We start from the raw sequence: 16,182 nt of genomic DNA on the forward strand, positions 1-16,182 counted from the left end.
GGACTTCTTGGCGTTCTGGATGGCCCTCGGAGCGATGGGCATCTCCATTTTTTTGCACTGTCGTTCGGCAAGCGACAGGCAGAAGCGGCTGAGGAATCAGCGGACGCAGGTAAGGTAGCGGAGGAGCGGGCCACGAAACTGGTTGTACCTGACGGAGGTGGAAGGTTCTTAGTCTTCAACGCCGGAACCAGGACGGCGCACAATGTCCGGATTAACCTTCCTGAATTTATGGTTGGCTGGCAGACGCTGGCTGTGAAGATGTCTCATCAGAGGATCCTTTCATGCGACCGGTCACACGGAGCGCAGGTAGCCCTGCACGCCTATGTCCGCATGGCTCGCAGAGTCCAATAAAAGTGTCTCACCCCGAAATTCTCAACATTGATGCATTCATGCCTTTGAAGAGGTTCCGAAGGGCGCGGTCGGGCTCTTCGTTTGCTCTTTGGGTGATCCGATAAGCCAATCTGTAAACCCACCTGCGCGTACTTCGCTGGAAGAGTCATCCGTGACACTCACGCCGTCACTGCCGTTGCCGGTTAGTGCGGTGTTCACTGCCGTCTAGGCGAGGCCCAGCCGAACTCCATTCATTCACGGAGACAACCACTCGTCCGGGCTCCGCCGCTCTTGTCGGACTCGCTGGACGCGCCCGTGATCAGGAGGCTTGGTCGGCGCGTCCGCTGTCGCTGGCCATGAGTCCTTCCAGCATGTGTGTCCGGGCACGCTCGATGCCTGCGGAGACAACGTGGCGTATCTCGTCCTCTGTTCCGGTTCGGATCACGTCGACGATGCGGCCGTGGTTCGTGGCCGTGTACGCGCGCCCCTGGGTACCTCGGAAGTTGAGGAAACGCTCGATCTCCTCGTGCAGGGAGTTGATGGTCTGGGCGAGCAAGGGTATTCGTGACAGTTCGGCGATCCGGACATGCAGGAGCCGGTTTCTCTCGTTCCGCGTCGCAGCATCGACGTCCGTGCTCACACTCGCATCGCTGAGTTCCTCCAGCGCCGCGAGTTCCTCGGCGTTTGCACGCCGGGATGCGAGTACGGCCGCCTCGGGTTCGAGAAGTTCGCGCATACGGTACGTGTCTTGAAGTTCACCGAAGTCAATCGGCTTCACAAGCGTGCCCCGCTTGGGAATGACGACCACGAGTCCTTCACGTCGGAGCAGGTTCGTAGCTTCACGAATCGGTGTGCGGCTCATGCCGTATTCAGCGGCCAGGTAGGTATCCAGAATGGCGGTACCGGGCCTGAAGCGGCAGCGCAAGATGTCTCGTTTGAGCATCTCGTATGCGCGATCCGCCATCGACACCGGCTTGTTCATTGATCCTGGCCTTTCCGAAAAGCCCCAGCCCATTGGCGGGGCATAAGTTGCAGATGCTGCTTGACAGCCTCATGTGATCAGCCTAACATCCCTGTTATATATAACATGAATAACACGCGGATTCATGTTTATGGATAGGTGTCTTGATGCTTTGCCCTCAAGCAACGACGCTGAAGGTGTGAGCACGCCGGACACCCTGCAAAGAAGTCCCCGACAGCCCTTCACTCACATGTGATCCACCCACACCAGACAAGGCTTTGAGCGATGACACAAGCTCCGGTCGATACCACCATCGACGTCCCCACAAATCGCCTGTACAGAACACTTAGCGCGATCGAACGCGCCGGCAATAAGCTCCCCCACCCGTTTTGGCTGTTCACCATCCTGATCGTGATCCTCGGCGTGACGAGTGCGGTACTCGCTGGGATCGGCATCACTGTTGCCTTGCCGGGCAAGGACGAAACAGTGGCCGTGAAGAATCTGTTCTCGATGGAAGGAGCTAAATTCGCGGTCGAGTCAGCGCTGAACAATTACGCCACTTTCCCGCCGTTGGCGACCGTTGTCGTCGTCCTGCTCGGCGTTGCCGTACTGGAACGCAGCGGCCTCCTGACCGCTCTGCTTCGGGTGACCATCGGGCGCCTTCCCGCAGCGCTGCTGACCTTCTCGATCGCCTTTAGCTCGATGATCGCCCACGTCATGAGTGACTCGGCCTATCTGGTCATGATCCCGTTGGGGGCGTTGGCCTTCCGCGCGGCAGGACGCAGTCCTGTGTTGGGACTCATGGTTGCTTACGCCGCAACGGCGGTGGGTTTCAACGCGAGCCCGCTGGTCACCCCCGCAGATGCGATCCGTTCTTCGTTGTCGACTGCAGCTGCACGCTTGGTCGACAAGGACTACGTCATCACTCCGGTTGCAACGTACTTCTTCACGGCCGCGTCCTCGGTGGTCCTGGCCATCGCGATAGCACTGATCGTGGACAAGGTGCTCGCCCGACGCCCCGAATTCGGTTCGACCACGCTCACTGCTGACTTCGCCAAGGCCGACAAACTCTTCAACACCGCAGACAACGCCAACGTGGCGGTCAAGCTCTCCTCGAAAGAAGCAAGGGCGCTCACCATATCCGGGCTGGTCCTGCTGGCCTGTTTCGGCGGCATCACGGTCATGCTCCTGCCGGGCTCACCCTTCCTGGGCGCCGGCGGGGACCTCGTGACTTCCGTGGTCGTGAAGAACATCGCGATCTTCCTGTGCGTCATCTTCGCCTTGCTCGGCATCGTCTACGGACGGATCACCGGAACCATCCCCAAACTGAGCGATGTCCCCGCAGCCATGGCCGAAGGAATCCGCAATCTCGCCCCCGTGCTTGTCCTGTTCTTCGTTGTCGCCCAGTTCCTGGCCTACTTCGCCTGGACAAACATCGGCTCAGTCATCAGCGTGAACGGCGCCCAAGCACTCAAATCACTCGAAGCACCCCACCTGGTCATCCTGCTCGTCATCGTCCTGGCCATCAGCATCCTGAACATGCTCATCACCAGCGGCTCGGCAATGTGGTCCATCCTCGCCCCTGTCGTTATCCCCATGGTCATGTACGTCGGGCTGAAACCCGAAGCATCCATGGTCGCCTTCATGATCGGCGACTCGGTCACCAACTGCATCACGCCCTTGAACGGGTACTTCGTCCTTGCCCTCGGCTTCGTCCAGCAATTCCGTAAAGGCGCCGGCATCGGAACGATGCTCTCCTTCACGATCCCGCTGGCCGTCGGCGTCCTGGTCGTCTGGACCGCCTTCTTTGTCCTCTGGTACGCCCTCGGGATCCCGCTCGGACCCGGTGTCCCCGTCCGCTAAGCACCAAGACTCTCAAACGCACCGGGCTCCTGCCCCGTGAACACCAACACAAAGGAAACACACCCCATGGGAAGTATTGCAATTGTCGGCGCCGGAAACGTCGGCCAGGCCATCGCCGGCCACATGGCCCTACTCGGCCACGACGTCCGACTGTTCTCACGGTGGGAACGCGACTTCGAAGCGATCATCGCCAATCACGGCATCGACCTCTCAGGGGACGTCGAAGGCCACGCCAACAAACCACTCCTGACGACCGACCTCGGCCGGGCCGTCGAAGGCGCAGACACCATCATCGTCGCAGCACCAGCCTTCGCCCACGCATACCTCTCCGAGCAACTTGCAGCACTGCTGGAACCCGAACAGCTGGTCGTCTTTCAGCCCAGCGTCCTGGGAAGCTCGTTGGAACTGGCAAGGCACTTCGCTCTCGCACACCGGACGCCGTGCCTCATAGCGGAAACCCCCACCAGCCTGTACACCTGCCGCCTCCGCGGCCCCGCCCAGGTCTTCATCGGAGCGATCAAACAAGCAGTACAGCTGGCAACCATCCCCCACACAGCCTCACAAACCGCCCTCGACCGGCTCAGCCCATACTTCGGCGGCCGCTACGTGGCCGGCAGCGACACCCTCTCCGTAGGCCTCGGAAACTGCAACGCGATCTACCACGTCCCCCCAGCAGTACTGAACATCAAAACCGTCGAAGATGCCGACACCCACCCCCACCACACACTCGTCACCCCCAGGATCGCGGAAGTCATCCACGCCCTCGACGAAGAACGCCTGCTCTTGGCCGAAGCCCTCGGCGTGAAAACGCCCAGCTTCTGGGAATTCCTCGAAAACGCCTACGGCGTCACCGAAGGCACCCACGTCGAACGAATCGTTCAAGGCTACGGACGCCAGGCCTTCCCCGAACCCGACTCCCTGACGCACCGATACTTCACCGAAGACATCCCCTTCGGACTGGTCATCTGGAGCTCGCTGGCCAAACAAATCGGGCTCTCCCTTCCACTCACTGATGCGTTCATCAAGATCAGCGGAATCATCTGCGACACCGACTTCGAAACCACAGGACGCACAGCCGACGTCCTCGGCCTCGAAGGACTAGACGCAACAGCGATCAAAGCAGCCTTCTTCGACGGCGCGACCCCACTCGTCACCGTCTAAATCACCACGAGGAGCAGCAGGCCAAGCCCACAGACGGCTTGGCCTGCTGCCCCCAAAAGGCTCCAACAATCAGCCTGGGCAGCGGAGAAACCAGCAGATGACAAGAGAACAAAGCTTGATAGGCAACCCAGAAAGCCCAGCCCAAGGCACCCTCCGCTCGACCAGACCCACAACACCGCTGCTCGGCCACGGTGAATCTCGGCCCTGCGCGCGTAGGGCCACCAAACCGGAATGCTTCGCGTCGATAAGGGCACCTCAACCGTTTGGATCGAGAACGAGGCAGGCTACAGCGCCGTCTACGACCTCGACACCGGACGACTACTGGTAGCCGCTGGACCACCCAAACAGGGGCTGTCGGGAGCGAACCCCTTCTCAGCAAGGAATCAGCAGAATGCGCGGTAAAGCGGAGCTGGACAAGCTCATTGATCGCCCCGGTCAACCTGATCGCGAGTGATCATCCGGCAAAGGATGACTACACCGATCTCGAGCTAAGCTACTACCGAGGTACCCAGCAATATTCCTGGGGGACGAGGCATTCTCGATGGCCTCGTTCGGCCACGATGGACAGCGTGGTACTACCCACAACGTGCAGCGAGTCCGCCGTCCACGGGCAGGCATACCCCGTTTATGTACGCGGCCCGGTCGGAGGCCAGGAACACGGCTGCATTGGCGACGTCTTGGGGGGTGCCCATCCGGCCCGTGGGGCTCATGGCATGGCGGGCCGCGAGGGCATCGGGGTCCTCGGTGATCTTGTGCCTCACCAGGGGGGTCTCGATCAGGCCCGGTAGGAGTGCATTGGCGCGGATTCCCTCCCTGGCGTAGGTGAGGGCCAACGAGGCAGTCAGCTGATTCACTGCTGCTTTGGTTGCGCTGTAGGCCGGGTAAACGTAACCGGTGTCTCGGATGCTGGCGAGGGAGGAGACGTTGGTGATCACGCCTCGGCCCGCCTCCAGCATGTGAGGAATCACGTGTCGACAAGTGAGGAAACCACTGGTGAGGTTGATGGACACGGCGGCATTCCAGGCCTCCAATCTAACTTCGATAATCGAACCCATGACGGGAACGCCGACGTTGTTATGGAGGATGTGAGGAACTCCAAGGGTCTTGACGATCTCCGATACGGCCCGTGCCACATCCTCCTCCCTCGTCACATCCGCTGTGACGGCAAATGCTGTGCCGCCTGCGGCGTTGATTTCCTTTGCTACCCTTTCTGCTTCGATCGGGTTCCGATCCACTGCTACTACCGAAGCACCGGCATCAGCGTAGGCGAGTGCTGCGGCTTCACCGTTGCTGACTCCTAGTCCGCTGGAACCGGCCCCAAAAACGACGGCCAATCTCCCTGCGAGCTCACTCGCTGTCATGGCTGTATCTCCCTTGCGAGAGGCCCGATGATGACTTCTGGCCATTCCGTCCTCCTAGTTGGTCCCACGCATGGACCCGTCAATTGGCAACTGAGGCCACGGCCTCGATCTCAACCAGAAATTCCGGCCGAACAAGTTCCACTCCGCACACTGTGGAGCGCGCTGGCCAGCTGTTTCCGCCGAAAAATTGGCGGTATGCCTCGTTCATCTCGGGTATGTGCGCAGGTTCCGTTGGAAACACGGTGACTTTCACAATGTGCTTCGTCTCGATAAGAAGCGAAAGCAAAATATCCCGGATGTTCTCAAGGGCCTGTCTGGTCTGTCTTCGCACGTCGTCTTCGGTAATTTCGCCCTTAACGAGGACTCCTACCTGGCCTGAAACGAAAACCAGGCCAGCACTGATCACAGCGTCGGAGAGCGGCAGGTTGGACGTGTTCTCGATGTGTGTCAGAACCATCACACATCGCCTCTGTCAGGCAAACCCGGGGGCAAGGGGACCTCAGGAAGCAGATTCATGTTCCTCTGGCCCACTGTGACCGCTGCTGCCCTGTGGACGGTCGCGAGGTTCTCGGCGACACGCTCGCCAATCACGAGGCAGGCCAGATTGGTGTTCTGACGTGGAATTGTCGGCATGAGTGATGCGTCTGAGATCCATAGCCCCTCGACGGCTCTTACCCGGCCGAGGGAATCTGTCACTGCCATCGGGTCGTCATCGCCGCCCATGCGGCAGCTACCGACCGGATGCACATAGTGCCGCACCGTATCCCAGATGAGCTTGTCTGCAGATTCGTCGTCGGCGAGAATTTCTCCGAGTTCTGCCCAACTCATCTGCCGTCCGTCGTCGAGGTAGACGGTGTCGTCGTGGACTTGGGCGAGGGGACCCGTAGTCGCAATGCGGTGGGCGATTCGTAATCCCTCCCGTAGCCGGCGCACGTCCTCAGGCGCTTCGAGGAGGTTGAGTCTGATGTCGGGCTGTGTGCCTGGGTCTGTTGAGGTAATTCTGACCTCGCCTTTTGAGTGGGGTTTCATTAACCCGGTCATGAGCCTGAGCCTTCCCGTGATGGGTTTCTGCCACATGAGGCCTTGCATGTCGCGGATTTCAGGTGAGCCGGGGGCAGTAAATTCATGGATCATCTGCCAGAAGGGTTCGTCTTCGGCCAGCTCCACGAGGGAATCGACTTCCAGTGCGACTTGGCAGTGGTCGATCAAATTCGTTCCGACGCCAGGGAGATGTGCAACTTGCGGGATGCCCAGCTGCTTGCCGAGGTCCTGGGGGCCAACGCCGGAGCGTTGCAGGACCGCTGGCGTCCCGATCGCTCCCGCCGAAAGAACGATTGTGGCAGCCCTGACGGATTGCCGGGCGTCGCCGATAGTGAATTCGACTCCGATGGCGCGGTTGCCCTCGAACAGAATGCGGTCTACTTCGCAGTTCCCGCGGATCTCAAGGGCGGGGCGTTTCCTTGCTTCCAGCAGGTAGGTCAGGGCGGTTGATTGTCGTTCATTGCCGATAAGGTTGGCAGGTCCTGGACCGATACCGTAGGTATCAGGGGCATTATGATCCGGGTTGTGGGGAAAGCCCGCAGCACGGCCGGACTCGTAATAGGCCTGCTGGGTTGGTGAGATCTGCGTCCACCTTTTAATAGCAGTTGGCCCGTGTCCCCCATGGAGGGGCCCATCAAAGGCATCGGTCTCAATTGCTTTGAAGTAGTCTTCCAGCACCGACCAGCTCCAACCCTCACATCCAAACGTCGACCATTCGTCATAGTCGGCCGGGAGGCCTCTAAGCGCCAGGCAGGCGTTGATTGAGGAGGAACCTCCGACGACCTTTCCCCGTGAGTATGGGAGTGAGCGCCCGGGGACCATCTCTGCGGTCATGCACCAGTCATAGTCGGGCATGGTGTGTAGGCGGTAGCCGTTGGTGATGTGTTCCGGCATGTCCGCCCGGCGTTCGAAGTCAGGGCCTGCTTCGAGCAGCAATACCTTCGCATCGGGCAGTTCTGATAGTCGAGCGGCAACAACGGCGCCTGAGGAGCCGGCCCCAACGACGACGTAGTCATAGGACTCAGAGGGCATCGTGGACAACCTTTCCATTGGTCATGGTGACGAGCGGCCCTTCGGGAACATCGTCATTGGTTTTGAAGGCATTGGCGGGCAGGACGAGCAAGTCGGCCAGCATCCCCGGGCTTAGCCGTCCAACGGAGTTCTCCTGGAAGGCGCAGTACGCGCTGCCGCTCGTGTACATCTGGAGCGCTGCCCTAGGGCTGATGCCGTGCTGTGGTCCGAGAACGCGTCCGCTTGCGATTTCCCGTGAAATGGATGAGGCCATGCCGAGCCATGGATTATAGGGGGCGACGGGGCTGTCGGATCCGCCTCCGACAGGAAAGGGCGAGGCCTTCAGCATGCGTGCCAGCGGAACCAGGTCCTCGCCGCGTTCATCGCCCAAATAGTGAACGAACCCTTCGCCGAGGGCGTAGACGAGCGGTTGCTGGGCAGTCACGGTAAGGCCAAGTCTGCGCACTTGGTCCCAGTGGTCGTCCCGGGGATTCATCATATGGATCAGGCTCCAACGGAGCCCGGCGATTGGAATAATTCTGTTTAGGTCCGTGAAGGCGGCGAGAACGTCGTCGATGGCAGCGTCCCCGACGCAGTGAACGCCCAGATGCCATCCGTTTTTCGCGGCGGCGACGCCGATGGCGACAAGCTGGTCGCGCGACAGTAGCGGCTTCCCCCTCGGTGAGCCTTCATCGTCAGGGCGAAGGTAGGGCTCACGGTAGTACCCCGTCTCTGCACCGCCGTCCATCGACACCTTGATCCCGAACACACTGAACCTCTCGCCGGTGACAGGATTTACCTCTTTTGCATGGATGGAGGCTACGACGTCGTCGAGGCTCTCACCTTGGTAGGCAAGCCGCCACATGGCATGGGTGCGCACAGGGAGCCGTCCCTCTTCGTGCATGGCCCGTAGGAGCGCAAGATCGTTGGAACCAAGCCCGGGTTCGACGACGCTTGTCAGCCCGAGGGAGAGATACTCTTGCGACAGCCCGTGCAGGGCCTCCGCTTTTTCCTGGTCCGAAGGTGTTGGGACCAGTCGGGCAAGGCTGTTAATAAACGGGGCGCCAATGACATGCCCGGTTGGTCGACCGTCAGGGTCCGTGACGATGGTCGCACCTGAAGGAACAGAGTGAGAGTCAAGGAGCCCGAAGCGTTCGAAAGCCTTCGTATTCATCACGGCGTTATGTCCGCCCCGCCTCAACAGCACAGGCACATCCGGTGCCACGGCGTCCAGCTCGTCGATAGTAGGCATCCGGGACTCCGCCAACGCGGACTCGTGCCAGGCGGGCGAGACCTCGATCCACTGGTTGGCGCCCTTGGCGCTGCGGGCGGCGGAAACGACGCCCAGGAGGCCCGCCAAGTCTCGGACGCCCCCGAGCGACGGCATCCTGGCCCCCAGGGCTGTTTTGAGCATGTGGTTGTGGGAGTCGAACAGCCCGGGCGTGATGACGTGCCCGTTCAGCTTCCTGACTTCAGTGTCGTCGCCGATCCAGCCAGCCGCCCCGTCGTCGGATCCGACGTACACTATCCTCCCATCGCGCACCCCAATAGCCGTCGCCCCGGCCTCGGTTTCCGGTTCGGCCATTGTCAGAATGATGGCGCCAGTAACGACGAAGTCCGCTGGCCCTGAGGCGCTCATGCGGCGTCGTCCGTCCGCCCGAAGGGGCGCAGCGCCGACCCGTCGAGCTGCATCCAGACAGCCTTGATGGAGGTGAACTCGTCGAGGGCATGGACGCCGTTCTCGCGTCCGAGACCGCTGCTCTTTGCTCCTCCGAAGGGCACCATGGGGGACAAGGCCCGGTATGTGTTAACCCAGACTGTGCCCGCTTCCAAGCGCGCACTTACCCGGTGGGCCCGGTCGAGGCGCTGCGTCCAGACTCCGGCGGCCAGCCCGAACTCGCTATCGTTAGCAAGCCGTACTGCCTCGTCCTCGTCGGCGAAGCTTGCTATAACCACAAGGGGACCAAAGATCTCCTCGCGAACCAGTCGGGACTGGGGTTCGACCCCCTGAAGCAGAACCGGGCGGATGAAGAGCCCGTCCGGTGCCGGGTTGCCGTCGCCAGCGAAAACTGCCCCTTCGTCCCGGGCAAGGGCCAGGTACTCGTGGACACGGTCGTACTGGGACTGGTTTGCAATGGGGCCGAGTTCGGTCGTCGGTTCCAGAGGATCTCCCATTTTGACTGAGGAGATGATGGAAGCAATCTTTGACGCCAGCTGTTCTGCAACGGCCTCATGCGCGTAGACGCGGGTACCGGCGAAGCAGGCTTGGCCGCTTGAAGTGAAGCCTCCCGCGACGATTCCCTTGGCTGCGGCGTCTAGGTCTGCGTCCTCGAAGACGATCTGCGGGGACTTGCCGCCGAGTTCGAGGGTGGTGCTGATGAGCCGTGAGCCGGCCGCGGCAGCGACTTCGCGCCCGACTGATGTCGAGCCGGTGAAGGAGATGTGTGAAATGCCGTCTGCGGCAATGAGTGCTTGTGTGCTGGCGCGTCCTCGGCCGTGCACTACGTTGAAAACACCTGGGGGAAGGCCAGCCTCTTCGGCCAGTTCGGCGAATCTGGCCAGCGCGACCGGGGCGTATTGGCTGGGCTTGACCACTACAGTGCATCCCGCGGCCAACGCGGCAGGGAGCTTGAGTGCCAGCAGCATCAGCGGGGCATTCCAGGGCACAACCATCCCGATAACGCCTTTGGGTTCACGCTTGGTGTAAACGAAGGAACCTCCGTCTGTGGGAATGACGTCACCTCCGAATTTGTCGGAGAGACCGCCGAAGTAGTCGAACCATGACCGGATCAGCTTGAGTTGGGCCTTGGTGTCGCGAAGGAGTCTGCCGTTTTCGCTTGTTTCGAGCAGGCCGAGTTCTTCACTATTGTCGGTAAGGGCCTGTCCGACGCGACGGATCAATTCACCGCGCGCGGAAGGCGTCACCTTGGACCATTCTCCGGAGAGGGCCTTGCGTGCGGCCACAACGGCCTTCTCGACATCGTGCGCTCCGCCGTCGGCGATGGTGGCGAAGACCTTACCGGTGGCCGGGTTCACAACATCGAAAGTAGACCCGGACTCGGACGTGTGAGCTTGTCCGTTAATCCAATGCCCGACTGAAAGGGAGGTTTTGGCGGTCCATGGACCGGCCGTTGCCGGGGAAGACCAGGTGACATCTAGCATTTTGGGTCCTTTCTGGCTGGTCGCACCGGCCAGGATTTTCGTAAATTTCACTGCACATGGAGCGCTGGCCAGCCGTATGTTGAAGCAGGATTGTTCTAGGTATCAAGACGGGAGAATCCACCATTTCCGGTCGTCGTGGAAGCCACGGCGATTGCTTCGGGGAGAGCCTGCATCATGGTGTCCCGGCCGCGGGATTCCTCGATCCTGGAGGTGACTCAGATTTCGAGGATGCCTGCGGCCATGTATCCTCCGTCCACCGGAAGGGTATGACCTGTGATGAAGGCAGCGTCATCCGAACACAGAAATGCGATCGCCGAGGCAATCTCTGCCGGCATGGCATAGCGGCCCAAGGGGATCATGTGCGTGTATGCATCCCTTGTCTTGGTCGAATGCGTCGAAGTAGACAGTTCCGTGGTGACCGGCCCAGGGGCCACGGCGTTGACGGTGATCCCCATCGGGGCAAGCTCGATTGCCATCTGACGGGTGAGGCCGGTCATAGCGGACTTGGATGTACCGTAGGCCGTCCGGCCCGCACTTGCCCGCAAACCACTGATGGAGGTTACGTTGACTACGCGACCCCACCCGTTTCGCACCATGAGGGGAACGGCGTGCTGCGTCATCAGGAGAGGGCCTGTCACATTGATGTTCATCGTGAGATTCCAGGCTGGAAGGGTCACTTCGGAGAATGGAGCCAGTCCTGCCACGCCAGCATTGTTGACGAGGACGTCACACCTGCCAAACATGGCCTCGAGCTTGGAGTAAAACTCGGCAATCGAATCCTCCGAGGAGACGTCGAGTGCGATGGCTTCGGCTTCCTGCCCCTGTCCGCGCAACTCGGTGGCGAGCCGGCCAGCGGCGGCATTGTCGCGATCGGCGATCACCGTGGTGAAATGGCCTGAGGCTGCCAGACGGCGGACTACGCCTTCCCCGATGCCGTTGGCGCCGCCGGTCACGACTGCCACCCGGTATGCCTTGTTCTTCGAGAAATCGGAGTTGGATGGGGTCATGAGGCTTCAACCTTTGCTTGCGTTCTGTCTTCCCTTCCCGGATTGTCCTGATGGCTGGCGCCGGAGCGAGTACCGGCACCTGGTCCGGGAGGGGTTGGTGGGGCTGAATCTCTGCCGGGGCCGATGGGCTTGAGCGTGGAACTGTATTCCGCGACTGCCGTTGCGGCGCCATGGGCGTCCTTTGCCTTGACGCGTTCCTGCACGGATCTGATGCGGGCAGTGCGCTGGGCGAGTTCCGTGGTGTCCGTTCCGGTCGCGTGTTCCTGCTCATCGATGGAGCGCTCAAGCAGACTCTTCGTTTTGTCGGAGAGGACCACACCTCCGGCTTCGATGAGGGCAACCCGGTATCGGACGATGCTGGCAAGGTCGGCCGTACTGCCGAGGTTGGCTTCTGCCGCGATTAAGCGCTGGACCGAGTCGTGATCGGCTGACCCGGCCGCGTCATATGCGCCCTTTCGCTCAAGCGAGGTCAAGAGCCAGTCGAGATCGGGCCCATGACCGATTCTTGGTACCGATTCGAAATCGTGCAGGGCTTTCCCGGCCCTGCGCCCTTCTCGCCGCAGTTCTTGGAGTTTCGGGTCAGGCACGGGAGCAGCGGCAAGAAGGTTTCGGGTGTAACCGGCTTCGGGGGAGGTCATCACATCGAGCGTCGGGCCTTCTTCGACCATCTCGCCCCGGCGGAGAACCACAACCCGTTGGCTGATGTGCCGAACAACTGACATGTCGTGTGTGATGAACAAGTAGGCCATGCCGAAATCGCGCTGGAGATCGGCGAGCAAGTTCAGGATCTGCGCCTGGACTGAGAGATCCAGTGCGGACACGGATTCGTCACAGACGACCAAGCGTGGTTCGGGCAGCAGTGCTCGGGCAATGGCAATGCGCTGCCTCTGACCGCCAGAAAATTGCGCGGGATATCGGGATGCGGCGCTGGCGTCCAGGCCAACCCGTTCAAGCATCAGGCGTACGCGCCTCTCGATGGCCGTTTTGTCGTGGTCCTTGGACGCCAGCAACGTCTCCGCGACGGTCTGGCCGACTGTCCTGTTCGGGTTGAAGGAGCTGTATGGATCTTGGAACACCGCCTGGATCTCTTGGCTGAGCGCTCGTCGTTCCCGGCCGTTTGCCCTGGTGATGTCTTTGCCGTCAAACACGATTCTGCCGCGCGTCGGGCGCACAAGGCCGAGGACGGTGTTGCCGAGTGTACTCTTTCCCGAACCAGACTCCCCGACAAGCGCTACAGTCGAACCTGCCGCAACCTGAAGGGAGACTTTCTTCAAGGCATATGTGGGCGCGGCACGACGGTTGCGTGCAGTGTAGGTGACGCTGAGCTCTTGCACATCAAGCAGTGGCGAGGTCATGGCTCTCTTCCTTTCGGAGCTCGTCGACGTGGATACAGCGACTGAGCTGCTCCTGGGACACCTCGACCAATGGGATTGGGTTTTCGCGGCATTCGGCGGAGGCAAATATGCATCGCTGAGCGAATCTGCAACCCTTTGGCCACCTCCCGGGGGAGGGCACGTTTCCTGCCACCACCGGGAGCTCCGCTCCGGGTTCAACGTCGGCAGGCATGGAGTTCAGAAGGCCCCACGTGTAGGGCATTGAGGGCGCGGTGACGAGTTCTTGGAGTGGTGCCGTCTCGACGATCTGCCCTGCGTACATGACGAAGGCCCGATCGCAGGCGTCAGCCAGTACGCCCCAATCATGAGTGACCAGGATTAGGGCCATGCCGGTGCGTTGGCGTAGATCGCGCAGCAGGTCAAGAATCTCGGCCTGGACCGTGACGTCGAGTGCCGTCGTGGGCTCATCTGCGATCAGCAGCTTGGGCTCGCCAGCCAGGGCCCTGGCAATAGCGACGCGCTGGGCCATGCCGCCGGAGAGTTCGTGCGGGTATCGCTTTGCGGCCCCAGCGGGGTCAGGTAAGCGGACCTGGGCGAGGAGATCGAGGGCAATTGCCCTTGCTTCCCTGCGGGAGACTTTTCGGTGTTGCCGCACGGCCTCGGCAATCTGCTGCCCGGCCGTGAACATCGGATCAAGGCTGGAGATCGGCTCTTGGGAGATGTACGCGATGCCGGCTCCGCGGACTTTGGCCATCTCGGCTTCGGAGAGTGCCAGAAGGTCAGTTCCTTCGAACTCCACTCGTGATCCGCCAACTGTGGCACCCGGCGGGAGGACACGGAGAAGGCTGGTCACCGTGATCGACTTTCCGCAGCCAGATTCGCCCACGAGTCCTACTGCCTCGCCGGCGGCGACGTCGAAGCTGACGCCGTCAACGAGGGTGATAGTGTCTGTGTCGCCCGCGATATTGACCGTTAGACCACGCACGGACAGAAGAGGCTTGGCCCCGGAGGGAAGATCGGTGTCTTCGGTCCCAGCCAGGGGATCGGTTCGGGTTTTCGCCGCCATCTGCTTCCAACTCAGCTGTAATCCTGAACGAGTGGAGCGTGCCGAGTAGGCGGCACGGATACCGTCACCGAGCAGCGTAAGCGCGATTGTCACAAGGGCAACGGTGCCGCCAGTCGGAACAAGCATCCACGGGTTGAGCGCGATGGACTGCTGGGCATCTGCGATGAGATTGCCCCACGACGGTTGCGGGGGGACGACCCCGAGCCCCAGGAACCCGATGACTGATTCAAACAGGATGGCGATGCCGGCAAAGATGCTGATGTAGGTCATGGCGGGTCCAGCCAATGCCGGCAGCACATGCCTTAGCTGGATCTGGAGTCCGGAGAGCCCGGCAACCCGGGCAGCGGCAACAAACTGTTCGGCCCGCACGGCCATTGTCGCGCTGCGTATTACTCGAACCAGGCCCGGCGCGGCCAAGATTCCGAGGGAGACCATGGCAGCGAGTTCGCTGTTGCCGAAAATGGCGAGGACAACGAGCAGGACGACAAGCGCGGGGATCGACTGGATCATATCGTTGATGCGCATGATCACTGACTCGATCGTCCCTCCGGCTGAGCCTGCAATCATCCCGAACACCATTCCGAGGACGGCGTAGACGAGCACGGCTTGGACAGCACCAACGAGGGTTGTCTGCCCACCGTGCAGGAGCCGACTGAGTATGTCCCTACCTAGTTGATCGGACCCCAAGAGGTGTTGCCCTCCGGGCGGTGCGTACGGGCTCGTCAAATCTTGGGCCAACGGATCGGCCGCAATGATTGGCGCTAGTGCGCAGAGCACCACGACGGTGAGGAGCAGGGCCGCACAGATCACGGCGACCGGCTGCTTGAGTACCCGGCGCAGGAAATGCGTACGGGCAACGACCGGGGCATTGGCTGTGAGGTTTTCAGGGAGCGCCGTCATCGGGCCACCACTTTCGGGTTCACCCAGGCATGGGCAATGTCGTTAACGAGGAACACGACCACGACTACGACCGTGTAGAACATGACGATGCCTTGGATCACGGGGAGATCGTGCTGGCCGACAGAGGTCACCATCTGGCTTCCCAAGCCCCCGATGCCGAACACCTGCTCAACGGGTATGGTTCCTCCGAATAGGCCGACGAACATGAGGCTGACGATCGTGAGCACCGGTCCTGCAGCGTTCTTCAGGCCATGTTTGAAGAGGATGGAGCGCGAACTGATCCCGTTGGCACGAAGGCCACGGACGAAGTCGCTCCGAAAGACGACGAGCATCTCTGCCCGGACTACGATGGCGATGAGTGCCACTTGACCGGCGGCAAGGGACACGACGGGAAGCGCCAGGGAAGTGAGCCACTCACTCGGTGAATCCCCGAACTTGACGTAGCCGGAGACCGGGAAGATACGGATAGATACAGCGAATACCGAGATAAGCACCAGGCCGAGCCAGAAATTGGGAACCCCGCGCAGCAGGGTGGAGACCATGTCGACGACCTTGGCGACCGATCCGCCACGTACTGCGGTGAGCATGCCCAGTGCGACGCCCACCACGACGACGGCAACGGTTGCCAGGACTGTGAGCGACAAGGTCGCGGGAAGCCGGTCGGCGAGAATCGCAGTCACGGGGCGGTTATTGAACCCCGAAACTCCAAGATTGCCCTGCAAAAGGTTGACTAGCCACGATCCGTACTGCTCGATCATCGGACGGTCCCATCCCATTTGGTGCTTCAGGGCGGCTACCGCCTCAGGTGTCGCCCCTATGCCGAGCATGGCCTCTGCGGCGCTGCCCGGGGCAAGGCTTGCGAGCACGAACGACAGCAGCGACACCGCCAGGATCAGCGGCACCGTCCACAGCAGCCGTCTGAATATTACTTTCAACATCTTTGGTCTACCTTCGATAGGCCCCCAAAGGGGCCCGGCGCACATTT

12 protein-coding genes are annotated in these 16,182 nt (G+C 61.1%); 2 read left to right on the forward strand and 10 right to left on the reverse strand.

Annotated elements, in window-relative coordinates; all coding sequences use genetic code 11:
- Positions 1 to 649: 649 nt before the first annotated feature.
- Positions 650 to 1,312, reverse strand: a complete 663-nt coding sequence (locus tag ACFVSJ_RS19950) for a GntR family transcriptional regulator (protein WP_326335685.1) — start codon at positions 1,310 to 1,312, stop codon at positions 650 to 652.
- A 264-nt stretch (positions 1,313 to 1,576) separates the two neighbouring features.
- Here ACFVSJ_RS19950 and ACFVSJ_RS19955 point away from each other — a divergent pair, with 264 nt between their 5' ends.
- Together ACFVSJ_RS19955 and ACFVSJ_RS19960 are read left to right on the forward strand one after the other, a co-directional pair.
- Positions 1,577 to 3,154, forward strand: a complete 1,578-nt coding sequence (locus ACFVSJ_RS19955; protein WP_387438794.1) for an AbgT family transporter — start codon at positions 1,577 to 1,579, stop codon at positions 3,152 to 3,154.
- A 66-nt stretch (positions 3,155 to 3,220) separates the two neighbouring features.
- Complete coding sequence (locus tag ACFVSJ_RS19960; RefSeq protein ID WP_387438795.1) at positions 3,221 to 4,315, forward strand: NAD/NADP octopine/nopaline dehydrogenase family protein; 1,095 nt, start codon at positions 3,221 to 3,223, stop codon at positions 4,313 to 4,315.
- 575 nt (positions 4,316 to 4,890) lie between these two features.
- Here ACFVSJ_RS19960 and ACFVSJ_RS19965 read toward each other — a convergent pair.
- From ACFVSJ_RS19965 to ACFVSJ_RS20005, 9 genes are all read right to left on the reverse strand, one after another.
- Entirely contained in the window at positions 4,891 to 5,676 is a 786-nt protein-coding gene (locus tag ACFVSJ_RS19965; RefSeq protein ID WP_387438796.1) for an SDR family NAD(P)-dependent oxidoreductase, read from the reverse strand.
- Positions 5,677 to 5,755: 79 nt separating this feature from the next.
- Positions 5,756 to 6,133 (reverse strand): RidA family protein, encoded by a 378-nt coding sequence (locus ACFVSJ_RS19970; RefSeq protein ID WP_387438797.1) that lies wholly within the window; start codon positions 6,131 to 6,133, stop codon positions 5,756 to 5,758.
- Complete coding sequence (locus ACFVSJ_RS19975; RefSeq protein ID WP_387438798.1) at positions 6,133 to 7,749, reverse strand: GMC family oxidoreductase; 1,617 nt, start codon at positions 7,747 to 7,749, stop codon at positions 6,133 to 6,135. The genes ACFVSJ_RS19970 and ACFVSJ_RS19975 overlap by 1 nt, the downstream gene beginning before the upstream one ends.
- On the reverse strand, positions 7,739 to 9,367 hold the full coding sequence (locus ACFVSJ_RS19980) for an amidohydrolase (RefSeq protein WP_387438799.1): 1,629 nt from the start codon (positions 9,365 to 9,367) through the stop codon (positions 7,739 to 7,741). Before ACFVSJ_RS19980 ends, ACFVSJ_RS19975 begins: the two co-directional genes overlap by 11 nt.
- The gene (locus tag ACFVSJ_RS19985) at positions 9,364 to 10,890 is read right to left on the reverse strand and encodes an aldehyde dehydrogenase family protein (RefSeq protein ID WP_387438800.1); all 1,527 of its coding nucleotides are present in this window, start codon (positions 10,888 to 10,890) and stop codon (positions 9,364 to 9,366) included. The genes ACFVSJ_RS19980 and ACFVSJ_RS19985 overlap by 4 nt, the downstream gene beginning before the upstream one ends.
- A 215-nt stretch (positions 10,891 to 11,105) precedes the next feature.
- Positions 11,106 to 11,897: an SDR family NAD(P)-dependent oxidoreductase gene (locus ACFVSJ_RS19990; RefSeq protein WP_387438801.1), complete on the reverse strand. Its 792-nt coding sequence runs from the start codon at positions 11,895 to 11,897 to the stop codon at positions 11,106 to 11,108.
- Positions 11,894 to 13,252: an ATP-binding cassette domain-containing protein gene (locus tag ACFVSJ_RS19995; RefSeq protein ID WP_387438803.1), complete on the reverse strand. Its 1,359-nt coding sequence runs from the start codon at positions 13,250 to 13,252 to the stop codon at positions 11,894 to 11,896. Before ACFVSJ_RS19995 ends, ACFVSJ_RS19990 begins: the two co-directional genes overlap by 4 nt.
- Positions 13,233 to 15,197, reverse strand: a complete 1,965-nt coding sequence (locus ACFVSJ_RS20000) for a dipeptide/oligopeptide/nickel ABC transporter permease/ATP-binding protein (protein ID WP_387438804.1) — start codon at positions 15,195 to 15,197, stop codon at positions 13,233 to 13,235. Before ACFVSJ_RS20000 ends, ACFVSJ_RS19995 begins: the two co-directional genes overlap by 20 nt.
- On the reverse strand, positions 15,194 to 16,135 hold the full coding sequence (locus tag ACFVSJ_RS20005; RefSeq protein ID WP_387438805.1) for an ABC transporter permease: 942 nt from the start codon (positions 16,133 to 16,135) through the stop codon (positions 15,194 to 15,196). Before ACFVSJ_RS20005 ends, ACFVSJ_RS20000 begins: the two co-directional genes overlap by 4 nt.
- Positions 16,136 to 16,182: the final 47 nt, after the last annotated feature.

It is taken from the genome of Paenarthrobacter sp. NPDC058040, from assembly GCF_042885775.1.
Classification (GTDB): Bacteria; Actinomycetota; Actinomycetes; order Actinomycetales; family Micrococcaceae; genus Arthrobacter.